An 11,932-nucleotide genomic window follows, 5' to 3' on the forward strand; every position below is an offset into this window, starting at 1 on the left:
CACCACCAGTGCCGCCGCGCCGTCCGACGTCGCGCAGATGTCAAGCAGCCGAAGGGGGTCCGACACCACTGGGCTGGCCAGCACGTCGTCGATCGTGGCTTCCTTGCGGTAGCGCGCGTTCGGATTGTCCAAGCCATGCTTGGCGTTCTTCACCTTCACCGCGGCGAAGTCTTCGAGCGTGGCACCGTACAGATCCATCCGGCGACGCGCCAACAGCGCGAAGTACACCGTGTTCGTCGCGCCGATCAGGTGGAAGCGCTGCCAGTCCGGATCGCTCTTACGCTCGCCGCCGACCGGGGCGAAGAAACCTTTGGGCGTGGTGTCGGCGCCGATGACCAACGCCACGTCGCAGAAGCCCGCGAGGATCTGCGCGCGTGCGCTCTGCAGTGCCTGCGAGCCGCTGGCACACGCCGCGTAGCTCGACGACACGGGCACGCCGTTCCAGCCCAGCTTCTGCGCGAACGTCGAACCCGCCACGAAGCCCGGGTAGCCGTTACGGATCGTGTCGGCGCCGGCGACCAGCTGGATCTGGCGCCAGTCCAGCCCCGCCTCGGCCAACGCGGCGCGCGCGGCGACCACGCCGTACTCGGTGAAGTCGCGGCCCCACTTGCCCCACGGGTGCATGCCCGCGCCGAGGATGTACAGCGGTTGAGGAGTTCCGGTACTCATTCCGCCACCTTCCATGCGTGCACCACGCGCTCGACACCGTCGTCGTCGACGAACAGCGGCATCGTGGTCAGCTCCATCTCCATGCCGACCTTGAGGTCGGCGGCCAGCGTTCCCTCGACAACCTTGCCGAGCACGATCAGCCCCTCGTCGGCGAGTTCCACCGCGGCAACGGCGAAGGGCTCGAAGGGATCCGGCGACGGATACGGCGGTGGCGGAGCGTAGCGGTTCTCGGTGTAGCTCCACAGCGTCCCGCGCCGCGAGAGCGGCACCTGAGCCAACTCGTCGCCGTCACACGCCGGGTTCGGGCAGTTGTTCGCGCGGGGCGGAAACACGTAGGTCCCGCACTGGTGGCACCTGCCGCCGATCAGATAGGCCTCGCCGGATCCGTCGGTGGCGAACCAGCCTTCGATGGCGGGCGCAGTGGAAGTCGACACCCGGTCAGCGTACCGAGGGCAAGGCAGAAACTGAAACGTGTTCCAGTTGAGTGGGACGGCGGCGATGTCACCGCCGGTGCTTAGAGTAGGGCCGTGAGCGCAGCCACGGACCAGAAGCCGACACTGATGTTGCTGGACGGCAATTCGCTCGCATACCGGGCGTTCTACGCGCTGCCCGCCGAGAACTTCAAGACGCAGGGCGGGCTCACCACCAACGCCGTCTACGGCTTCACCGCGATGCTGATCAACCTGCTGCGCGACGAGCAGCCCAGCCACATCGCGGCCGCCTTCGACGTCTCGCGCCAGACGTTCCGGGCGGACAAGTATCCCGAGTACAAGGCCGGCCGGTCGTCGACCCCGGACGAGTTCCGCGGCCAGATCGACATCACCAAGGAGGTACTCGGCGCGCTGGGCATCACCGTGCTCGCCGAACCCGGCTTCGAGGCCGACGACATCATCGCCACGCTGGCCACGCAGGCCGAGCACGGCGGCTACCGGGTACTGGTGGTCACCGGGGACCGCGACTCGCTGCAACTGGTCAGCGATGACGTCACGGTGCTCTACCCCCGCAAGGGCGTCAGCGAGCTCACCCGGTTCACGCCGGACGCGGTGCTGGACAAGTACGGCCTGACCCCGCAGCAGTACCCGGATTTCGCGGCGTTGCGTGGCGACCCGAGCGACAACCTGCCCGGCATCCCCGGGGTGGGGGAGAAGACGGCGACGAAGTGGATCGCCGAATTCGGGTCGCTGCAGTCGCTGGTCGACAACGTCGACTCGGTGAAGGGCAAGGTCGGTGACGCGTTGCGGGCCAACCTGTCCAGCGTGGTGCTCAACCGGGAACTGACGGACCTGGTCAAGGACGTGCCGCTGCCGCAGACGCCGGACACTCTGCGCATGCAGCCGTGGGACCGCGATCAGATCCACCGGCTCTTCGACGACCTGGAGTTCCGGGTGCTGCGGGACCGGTTGTTCGACACGCTCGCGTCCGCGGATCCCGAGGTGGACCAGGGGTTCGACGTGCGCGGACGCGCCCTGGAGCCGGGGGAACTCGCGGCGTGGCTGGCAGAGCGCAGTTCGGGCGAACGGTTCGGGCTGGCGGTGGTCGGCACCCATCTGGCCTTCGACGCGGACGCGACCGCGCTCGCGATCGTCGCCGTGGACGGGGACGGGCGTTACCTCGACACCGCCACGCTGACCGACGAGGACAGCGCAGCGCTGGCGTCGTGGCTGGCGGACCCCGGACCGCCCAAGGCACTCCATGAGGCGAAACTCGCGATGCACGACCTGCAGGGCCGCGGCTGGACCCTTGCGGGCGTCACCTCGGACACCGCGCTCGCCGCGTATCTCGTGCGGCCCGGGCAGCGCAGCTTCGCGCTCGACGACCTGTCTTTGCGCTACCTGAAACGGGAGCTCCGCGCGGAAAACCCCGAACAGCAACAACTTTCGCTGCTCGACGACACTGAAGGGGTCGACGACCAGGCGGTGCAGACGCTGATTCTGCGGGCCAGCGCGGTGATGGATCTTGCCGATGCGCTCGACGAGGAGCTCGCCCGTATCGACTCGCTGGCGCTGCTGAACAACATGGAGCTCCCGGTGCAGCGGGTGCTTGCCGAGATGGAGAACGCGGGCATCGCGGTGGACCTCGAGCAGCTCGGCCAGTTGCAAAGCGAGTTCGCCGACCAGATCCGTGACGCCGCCGAGGCGGCATACGCGGTGATCGGCAAGCAGATCAACCTCGGCTCGCCGAAGCAGCTACAGGTGGTGCTGTTCGACGAGCTGGAGATGCCGAAGACCAAGCGCACCAAGACCGGCTACACCACGGATGCGGACGCGCTGCAGTCGTTGTTCGACAAGACGGGCCATCCGTTCCTGCAGCATCTGCTGACCCATCGCGACGCGACGCGCCTGAAGGTCACCGTCGACGGGCTGCTCAACTCGGTGGCCGCCGACGGCCGGATACACACCACGTTCAACCAGACCATCGCTGCGACGGGTCGGCTTTCGTCCACCGAGCCCAACCTGCAGAACATTCCGATCCGCACCGACGCCGGCCGCCGCATCCGCGACGCGTTCGTCGTCGGCAAGGGCTACTCGGAGCTGATGACGGCCGACTACAGCCAGATCGAGATGCGCATCATGGCGCACCTGTCGAAAGACGAGGGCCTGATCGAGGCCTTCAACACCGGCGAAGATCTGCACTCGTTCGTCGCGTCACGGGCGTTCTCGGTGCCTATCGACGACGTGACCGCGGAACTGCGCCGCCGCGTCAAGGCGATGTCCTACGGGCTGGCGTACGGGCTGAGCGCCTACGGGCTCGCCGCCCAGCTCAAGATCTCCACCGAGGAAGCCAAGGTGCAGATGGACCAGTACTTCGACCGGTTCGGCGGAGTGCGCGACTACCTGCGCGACGTCGTCGACCAGGCGCGCAAGGACGGCTACACCTCCACGGTCTTCGGCAGGCGGCGTTATCTGCCGGAACTGGACAGCAGCAACCGCAACGTGCGCGAGGCCGCCGAGCGGGCCGCACTCAACGCGCCGATCCAGGGCAGTGCCGCTGACATCATCAAGGTCGCGATGATCAACGTCGACACGGCGCTCAAGGAGTCGGGGCTGGCGTCGCGCATGCTGTTGCAGGTGCACGACGAGCTGCTGCTCGAGGTCGCCGACGGCGAGCGTGATGCCGTGGAAGCGCTGGTCCGCGAGCAGATGGGCAACGCGTACCCGCTGGACGTACCGCTGGAGGTCTCGGTCGGATACGGCCGCAGCTGGGACGCGGCGGCGCACTAGCCGGCTCGGTAGCCCGCCAATCCCTGCAGAACCGGAGCGGTCGCTCTCGCCGCGTGGACCGCGTAGGCCTCTTCAACCAGCATCGCCTGCACCCGCGGGTCGCCGAAACCACGGTCGATCCGATCGCGGACGAACGCCAGCTCGACGACCTGGGCGGCGAACCGCTTGACCGCCTTACCCGCGGGTCGTCCGCCGTACCGGGTGGCCTGAGCGATCGCGAGCTTTCGGTGCCGCATCGAACCCAGCCAGGTGGCCTCGTTCGCGGTCACCAGCCCCGCCTGCACCATGCCGGGCAGCTTGGCCGCGACGATCGCCTGCTCCCGGCGCCGGCTCTGCACGCCGAGCACGATCGCCAACGCGAAGAGCGGCACCATCCAGTACAGGTAGACCCCGAAGTACCAACCGACGCCCAGCAGCGACGAGCCGTTCCACATCCCGTGAGTGACGACCGCGGCCAAGTAACCCGCCAGCACGTAACCCCATCTGGCCGCTGCGCCGCGGCGCTGCAGCGCGAAGTACACGCCGACCCCGAAGAACGTGGTGAACAGCGAATGCGCGAACGGCGCCATGATCAGCCGCATGGCAGCGGTCAGCAACGAGTCGCCGAGCGACTCGCCGCTGGCGATGTAGAGGATGTCCTCCAGCCAGGCGAAACCGGCGCCGACCAGCCCGGCGTAGACCAGGCAGTCCGTCAGCGAGTTGATCTCGTTGCGGCGCCGGCCGGTCATCATGACCAGCAGAAAGGCGCCTTTGGCGGCTTCCTCGATCACCGGCGCGAGCACGGCCACCGACACCCAGCTGACCTCGTCGGTCTCCCCGCTCACGATCAGTGACTCGAGGAAGAGCCCGAGGAGCACCGAGATCACCACGGCGACGGATGCGCCCCACAGGAACGCAAAGCTCAGCAGGCGGGGCGGCTCCGGCTCCCAGCGGTCCAGCCACAGGTAGGCCAGGACCACGACCACCATCGCCAGGCTGGACAGCACCAGGCCGATCCCGGCGCCGACCGGGTTGAGCGCGGTGAGCCCGACGATGATCAGCCCCGCGACGGTGCCCAGCAGGATCAGCACAGCCAGCGGTGCGCCGACTTTGCGGACCTTGCGCTGCAGCGGAGGTGCGATCACGTAAGGAGACTAACGGCCGGGCGCGGACCGGGTTTGTCCAGCATGTGCCCAGTCGAGTAGCCTCTACGGGTACCTGTCTGTGGTTCTCACGTTTTCTGCGGCAGGTAACACCAATAACTCCAGTCCCTACGATCAAACCTGTCCGGAGCAACCCACCACATGCCAAGTCCCTCCGTCACCTCGCCGCAAGTAGCCGTCAACGACATCGGCTCGGCCGAGGACTTTCTTGCCGCCATCGACAAAACAATCAAATACTTCAACGATGGCGACATCGTCGAGGGAACCATCGTCAAGGTTGACCGTGACGAAGTCCTGCTCGACATCGGTTACAAGACCGAAGGTGTCATTCCTTCCCGCGAACTGTCCATCAAGCACGACGTCGACCCCAACGAGGTCGTTTCCGTGGGCGATGAGGTCGAAGCCCTGGTCCTCACCAAGGAGGACAAGGAAGGCCGCCTGATCCTGTCCAAGAAGCGCGCCCAGTACGAGCGCGCCTGGGGCACCATCGAAGAACTCAAGGAGAAGGACGAGGCCGTCAAGGGCACCGTCATCGAGGTCGTCAAGGGCGGCCTGATCCTCGACATCGGCCTGCGCGGGTTCCTGCCGGCGTCGCTGGTGGAGATGCGTCGCGTCCGCGATCTGCAGCCGTACATCGGCAAGGAGATCGAGGCCAAGATCATCGAGCTCGACAAGAACCGCAACAACGTCGTGCTCTCCCGCCGCGCCTGGCTGGAGCAGACCCAGTCCGAGGTGCGCAGCGAGTTCCTCAACCAGCTGCAGAAGGGCGCCATCCGCAAAGGTGTGGTCAGCAGCATCGTCAACTTCGGCGCGTTCGTCGACCTCGGCGGCGTCGACGGCCTGGTGCACGTCTCTGAGCTGTCCTGGAAGCACATCGACCACCCGTCCGAGGTGGTCCAGGTGGGCGACGAGGTCACCGTCGAGGTGCTCGACGTCGACATGGATCGCGAGCGGGTTTCGTTGTCGCTCAAGGCAACTCAGGAAGATCCGTGGCGTCACTTCGCCCGCACCCACGCGATCGGCCAGATCGTGCCGGGCAAGGTCACCAAGCTGGTGCCGTTCGGCGCATTCGTGCGCGTCGAGGAGGGCATCGAGGGCCTGGTGCACATCTCGGAGCTGTCCGAGCGCCACGTCGAGGTGCCCGATCAGGTGGTGCAGGTCGGCGACGACGCGATGGTCAAGGTCATCGACATCGACCTGGAGCGCCGTCGTATCTCGCTGAGCCTCAAGCAGGCCAACGAGGACTACACCGAGGAGTTCGACCCCAGCAAGTACGGCATGGCCGACAGCTACGACGAGCAGGGCAACTACATCTTCCCGGAGGGCTTCGACTCCGAGACCAACGAATGGCTCGAGGGTTTCGAGAAGCAGCGTGAGGAGTGGGAGTCCCGCTACGCCGAGGCCGAGCGCCGGCACAAGATGCACACCGCGCAGATGGAGAAGTTCGCCGCTGCCGAAGCAGAAGCCGACAGCCGACCGGCATCCAACGGCACGTCGCGGGGCGAGGAGCCGTCTGCGGGCGGATCGCTGGCCAGCGACGCCCAGCTCGCGGCGCTGCGGGAGAAGCTCGCAGGCAACGCCTGACCCGCGGGGGCCCTGACAGACTGGTGCGGTGTTGCGCATAGGGCTGTCCGGTGGCATCGGTGCCGGGAAATCGACGGTGTCCTCGACGTTCAGCGAACTCGGGGGCATCGTCGTTGACGGCGACGTGATCGCCCGCGAGGTCGTGGAGCCGGGTACGGACGGGTTGGCCAAGCTGGTCGACGCCTTCGGAGAGCAGATCCTCGCTGAGGACAGGTCACTGAACCGGCCTGCGCTGGCGGCGATCGCGTTCAGCGACGAGGAGAAGCGCCAGACGCTGAACGGCATCGTGCATCCGCTTGTCGGACAACGGCGTTCGGAGCTGATTGCCGCGGCGGCCGATGACGCTGTCATCGTCGAGGACATCCCGTTGCTCGTCGAATCCGGTATGGCGCCGATGTTTCCGTTGGTGGTGATAGTCCACGCCGACGAGAACCTACGCGTCAAACGCCTGATCGAGCACCGCGGCTTCACCGAGCAGGACGCCCGGGCCCGCATCGCCGCGCAGGCAACCGAGGAGCAGCGGCGAGCGATTGCCGATGTGTGGCTGGACAACTCGGGCACCTCGGACCAGCTCGTCGAGACGGCCCGGCAGTTGTGGCACGAGCGCATCCTGCCCTTCGCCCACAACCTGCACGAGGGTCGGCCCGCGCAGTGCGAACCCGTCGTCGTGCCCTACGACCCGACGTGGCCCGATCAGGCGCGCCGAATCGTCGCGCGGCTACAGACCGCATGCGGGCACCGCGCTGTTCGCGTCGAGCACGTCGGTCCGACCGCGGTACCCGGCACCGATACCGAGGATGTGATCGACGTCCAGGTGACGGTCGGCTCACTCGATGACGCCGACGACCTGTGCGATGCGTTGACGACGGCCGGCTACGTCCGTGCCGACACCGAAGCGTCCGACGCCCCGCGCATCCACCGCTCGGCCGATCCGGGCCGGCCGACTAACGTCTACCTGCGGGTCGACGGCTAAGTCGCAGGCGGGGTAGCGTCGCCCGGAATGTTCAGCGGCGCACCGCACTGCAGCACCCCGTACATCGGATCGTCCTTCGGGCGCAGCAGCCGCGGTGCGATGAACTGGTCGGCCTTGGCCACGATCTGGTCGTCCACGAGGATTTCGCAGTGCAGATTGGAGCCGTACGGCCATTCGATCGAGATCTCCATGCCGGCCAGCTTGGGATCGGCCAGCACGGCGTTCACCTCGAACGTCTGCCCGGGCAGCAGCGTGGGTTGCGCGCTGTTGACGTTCTGGTCGTCGATCTTGTACGCGACCACAGCGCCACGGGAGGTGCCGTCGGCGCGCGCGCGGTAGATGACGTTGTGCAGGATCGTGGGCTCGGGTTGCGCCGCGGCGACGGCGGGAACCAGGAGCGACCCCAGCAGCATGGCTGCGGCGGCGGCGCCGGCGCTGCGGGTGCGCTTGGTGTGACTCACGTGAGCAGAGACTACCGTCCGCGCCTGCGCGGGCAAATTCAAGATCGCTGCCAGGTGAGGGCTATCCTTCGGCTGTCCAGCCAGCGGTTCAGGTCGTAGCCGTGCCGGGCCAGCCCGTCGATCGCGGACGCCGCAACCTGGACGGCGTGCTCGCCGGTCTCAGGGGTCAGCAGGTTGTGCCGTACCGCGGTGAGCAGTTCGTCGACGTCGCACAGCTCGACCGCCCGACCGGTGCGGACCACCAGGTCGAGGTAGTGGTCCTCGGAATGCCACACGTCACGGCCGGGCGTGTACCGGCCGACGTCGAGGTAGAAGTCCTGGTCGCGTTCGTGCCCGGGGCTGAAGTGGAACACCGTGGCGCGCAGATACAGCGACGGCAGCAGCCACGACTCCAGGTAGTGGAACTGGGCGCGGCCGGGGGTGGGCCGGGCCAGGTACAGCCCCCACGGCCGGACCGTGTAGACGTCGACCGCCCGCACGATGCCCTTCGGATCGGTGTTGGTGCGGGCGACGAGGTCGAACGTCTCGTGTTTGGGTGCGTGGATGGGTCAAGGATAGTGCGGGAACAGAACCTGTCGGTGATCGGTTCTACCCTGGTGAATTATGGCTTTCGCTACTGAACACCCCGTGCTCGCGCACTCGGAGTATCGCCCCGTCGACTCCGTCGTGCGCACCGGCGGCCGCTTCGAGGTGGTCAGCCAGTACGCCCCTGCCGGTGACCAGCCCGCCGCCATCGAGGACCTCGAGCGCCGCATCAGGGCGGGCGAACACGACGTGGTCTTGCTGGGCGCCACCGGCACCGGTAAGTCGGCGACGACGGCGTGGCTGATCGAGCGCCTGCAGCGGCCGACCCTGGTGATGGCGCCCAACAAGACGTTGGCCGCGCAGCTGGCGAACGAGTTACGGGAGATGTTGCCGCACAACGCTGTCGAGTACTTCGTCTCGTACTACGACTACTACCAGCCCGAGGCCTACATCGCCCAGACCGACACCTACATCGAGAAGGACAGCTCGATCAACGACGACGTCGAGCGGTTGCGGCACTCCGCGACCTCGAGCCTGTTGTCGCGCCGCGACGTGGTCGTGGTGGCGTCGGTGTCGTGCATCTACGGTCTGGGCACGCCGCAGTCTTATCTGGACCGGTCGGTGGAGTTGAAGGTGGGCCAGGAGGTGCCGCGCGACGCGCTGCTGCGGCTGCTGGTCGACGTCCAGTACACCCGCAACGACATGGCGTTCACCCGCGGCTCGTTCCGGGTGCGGGGTGACACCGTCGAGATCATCCCGTCCTACGAGGAGCTGGCCGTTCGCATCGAGTTCTTCGGCGACGAGGTGGAGGAGCTGTACTACCTGCACCCGCTGACCGGGGATGTGGTGCGCAAAGTCGATTCGCTGCGGATCTTCCCCGCCACGCACTACGTCGCGGGCCCGGAGCGGATGGCGCACGCGATCTCGACCATCGAGCAAGAGCTCGAGGAGCGGCTGGCCGAACTGGAAGGCCAGGGCAAGCTGCTGGAGGCGCAGCGGCTGCGCATGCGCACCAACTACGACGTCGAGATGATGCGTCAGGTCGGCTTCTGCTCCGGCATCGAGAACTACTCGCGCCACATCGACGGCAGGCCGGCCGGCTCCGCGCCGGCAACGCTGCTGGACTACTTCCCCGAGGACTTTCTGCTCGTCATCGACGAGTCGCACGTGACGGTGCCGCAGATCGGCGGCATGTACGAGGGCGACATGTCGCGCAAGCGCAACCTCGTCGACTTCGGGTTCCGGCTGCCCTCGGCGGTCGACAACCGCCCGCTCACCTGGGAGGAGTTCGCCGACCGGATCGGGCAGACGGTGTACCTGTCGGCGACGCCAGGGCCGTACGAGCTGAGCCAGTCCGGCGGCGAATTCGTCGAGCAGGTCATCCGCCCGACCGGGCTGGTGGACCCGAAGGTGGTGGTCAAGCCGACGAAGGGGCAGATCGACGACCTGATCGGCGAGATCAACAAGCGCACCCAGCGCGATGAGCGTGTCCTGGTCACCACGCTGACCAAGAAGATGGCCGAGGACCTCACCGACTACCTGCTCGAGATGAACATCCGCGTGCGGTACCTGCACTCCGAGGTGGACACGCTGCGCCGCGTCGAACTGCTGCGCCAGCTGCGCCTCGGCGAATACGACGTGCTGGTGGGCATCAACCTGCTCCGAGAGGGCCTCGACCTCCCCGAGGTGTCGCTGGTGTCGATCCTCGACGCGGACAAGGAAGGCTTCCTGCGCTCCACCCGCAGCCTGATCCAGACGATCGGCCGCGCCGCCCGCAACGTGTCCGGCGAGGTGCACATGTACGCCGACAACATCACCGACTCGATGCGCGAGGCCATCGACGAGACCGAACGCCGGCGGGCCAAGCAGATCGCCTATAACGAGGCCAACGGGATCGACCCGAAACCGTTGCGCAAGAAGATCGCCGACATCCTCGATCAGGTCTACCGGGAGGCCGACGAGGTTGAGGTCGGCGGCTCGGGCCGCAACGCGTCGCGGGGACGTCGCGCACAGGGTGAGCCCGGTCGCGCCGTCAGCGCCGGCATCATCGAAGGACGCGACACGTCGAACATGCCGCGCGCCGAACTGGCCGACCTCATCAGGGAACTGACCGAGCAGATGATGACCGCGGCCCGCGATCTGCAGTTCGAGTTGGCCGCGCGCATCCGCGACGAGATCGCCGACCTGAAGAAGGAACTGCGCGGCATGGACGCCGCAGGCTTGAAGTGAGCGCGTGACCGGCGCCGCGACGTCTGCCCCTGGCCGCTGGCGCGATCTGCTGGGGCCGAAGTACCTCGGCGCCAGCACGGTTCTCGCCGGCGGGGTCGCGCTGTACGCCACCAATGAGTTTCTGACCATCAGCCTGATGCCGAGCGCGGTCGCCGATATCGGCGGCCAGCGGTGGTACGCCTGGGTGACGACGGTGTACCTCGTCGCTTCGGTGGTCGCGGCCACCACTGTGCACTCGACGTTGATGCGCTTGGGCCCTCGGTCGTCATACCTGTTGGCGCTCAGCGTGTTCGGCGCGGGCAGCGTGGCGTGTGCGGCTGCGCCGACCATGGAGCTGCTGCTGGTCGGCCGCACCGTGCAAGGGCTGGCGGGCGGGCTGTTGGCCGGCCTGGGCTACGCGGTCATCAACACCGCGCTGCCCACCTGGTTGTGGACCAAGGCATCGGCGCTGGTGTCGGCGATGTGGGGAGTGGGCACGCTGCTCGGTCCGGCCGCGGGCGGATTGTTCTCCCAATTCGGTTCGTGGCGTTGGGCATTCGGAGCGCTCGCCCTCCTGACCGCGGCCATCGGCGTGCTGGTGCCGTTGGCTTTGTCTGCGCGTCGCGTCGCCGACGGCGATGTCGCGACGACGCCGGTCCCGGTGTGGTCGCTGATGCTGCTGGGTGTCGCGGCGCTGGCGGTCAGTGCGGCCGGGGTGCCCGAAGATGTGCGGCTCACCGCCGCGCTGCTCGGCTCCGGAGTCGTTCTGGTGGCGGCATTCCTGTTCGTCGACCGCCGCATCGCCGCCGGAGTGTTGCCGCCCAGCGCCTTCGGCCGCGGACCGTTGAAGTGGATCTACCTCACCCTCGGTGTGCTGATGGCCGCGACCATGGCGGACATGTACGTGCCGTTGTTCGGGCAGAGACTGGCGGGCCTGACACCTGTGGCCGCCGGCTTCCTCGGCGCGGGACTGGCCGTCGGCTGGACGGTCGGTGAGATCGGCAGTGCCTCGATGGCCAACGCGCGCACCATCCGGTGGACCGTCGCGGTCGCTCCTGCGGTGATGGCTGCGGGCCTCGCCCTGGCGGCGGCGATGCGGCGGTCGACGAACAGGAATGCCGCCACCAGAACGACTCCGGAGCCGAGCAG

The 11,932-nt window shown here is 67.4% G+C and carries 9 protein-coding genes and 1 pseudogene; 5 read left to right on the forward strand and 5 right to left on the reverse strand.

Annotated elements, in window-relative coordinates:
• Together A5663_RS04325 and A5663_RS04330 are read right to left on the reverse strand one after the other, a co-directional pair.
• The coding region (locus A5663_RS04325) for a lipid-transfer protein (RefSeq protein WP_156744327.1) at nucleotides 1–669 on the reverse strand (669 nt) is incomplete at its 3' end.
• Nucleotides 666–1,103, reverse strand: coding sequence for a Zn-ribbon domain-containing OB-fold protein (locus A5663_RS04330; RefSeq protein ID WP_068144314.1), 438 nt, complete (start codon nucleotides 1,101–1,103; stop codon nucleotides 666–668). The genes A5663_RS04330 and A5663_RS04325, both read right to left, overlap by 4 nt.
• A 126-nt stretch (nucleotides 1,104–1,229) precedes the next feature.
• On the opposite strand from A5663_RS04330, the gene polA reads away from it, so the two are divergent.
• Nucleotides 1,230–3,890 carry a DNA polymerase I gene (polA, locus tag A5663_RS04335; RefSeq protein WP_197503288.1) on the forward strand — a complete coding sequence of 887 codons (2,661 nt, stop codon included), beginning with the start codon at nucleotides 1,230–1,232 and terminating at the stop codon, nucleotides 3,888–3,890.
• Here polA and A5663_RS04340 read toward each other — a convergent pair.
• Nucleotides 3,887–5,014 (reverse strand): PrsW family intramembrane metalloprotease, encoded by a 1,128-nt coding sequence (locus A5663_RS04340; RefSeq protein ID WP_068144319.1) that lies wholly within the window; start codon nucleotides 5,012–5,014, stop codon nucleotides 3,887–3,889. The two genes, polA and A5663_RS04340, sit on opposite strands and share 4 nt — an antisense overlap.
• 159 nt (nucleotides 5,015–5,173) lie before the next feature.
• Between A5663_RS04340 and rpsA the strand changes: the two genes are divergently transcribed.
• Nucleotides 5,174–6,616 carry a 30S ribosomal protein S1 gene (gene rpsA / locus A5663_RS04345; RefSeq protein ID WP_068144322.1) on the forward strand — a complete coding sequence of 481 codons (1,443 nt, stop codon included), beginning with the start codon at nucleotides 5,174–5,176 and terminating at the stop codon, nucleotides 6,614–6,616.
• Between the two features lie 28 nt (nucleotides 6,617–6,644).
• A pseudogene (coaE, locus tag A5663_RS04350) lies at nucleotides 6,645–7,586 on the forward strand (dephospho-CoA kinase); the annotation flags it as partial.
• On the opposite strand, the gene A5663_RS04355 reads toward coaE, so the two are convergent.
• Both A5663_RS04355 and A5663_RS04360 read right to left on the reverse strand, forming a co-directional pair.
• The gene (locus tag A5663_RS04355) at nucleotides 7,586–8,050 is read right to left on the reverse strand and encodes a hypothetical protein (RefSeq protein WP_231976674.1); all 465 of its coding nucleotides are present in this window, start codon (nucleotides 8,048–8,050) and stop codon (nucleotides 7,586–7,588) included. The pseudogene coaE and the gene A5663_RS04355 sit on opposite strands and share 1 nt — an antisense overlap.
• Nucleotides 8,051–8,088: 38 nt before the next feature.
• Nucleotides 8,089–8,595, reverse strand: coding sequence for a DUF402 domain-containing protein (locus tag A5663_RS04360; RefSeq protein WP_197503289.1), 507 nt, complete (start codon nucleotides 8,593–8,595; stop codon nucleotides 8,089–8,091).
• A 58-nt stretch (nucleotides 8,596–8,653) separates the two neighbouring features.
• On the opposite strand from A5663_RS04360, the gene uvrB reads away from it, so the two are divergent.
• Together uvrB and A5663_RS04370 are read left to right on the forward strand one after the other, a co-directional pair.
• Nucleotides 8,654–10,804 (forward strand): excinuclease ABC subunit UvrB, encoded by a 2,151-nt coding sequence (gene uvrB, locus A5663_RS04365; RefSeq protein ID WP_068144329.1) that lies wholly within the window; start codon nucleotides 8,654–8,656, stop codon nucleotides 10,802–10,804.
• A gap of 4 nt (nucleotides 10,805–10,808) precedes the next feature.
• A partial coding sequence (locus A5663_RS04370; RefSeq protein WP_068144333.1) for an MFS transporter occupies nucleotides 10,809–11,932 on the forward strand: 1,124 nt, incomplete at its 3' end.

It is taken from the genome of Mycobacterium sp. E740 (genome assembly GCF_001672895.1).
Classification (GTDB): domain Bacteria; phylum Actinomycetota; class Actinomycetes; order Mycobacteriales; family Mycobacteriaceae; genus Mycobacterium.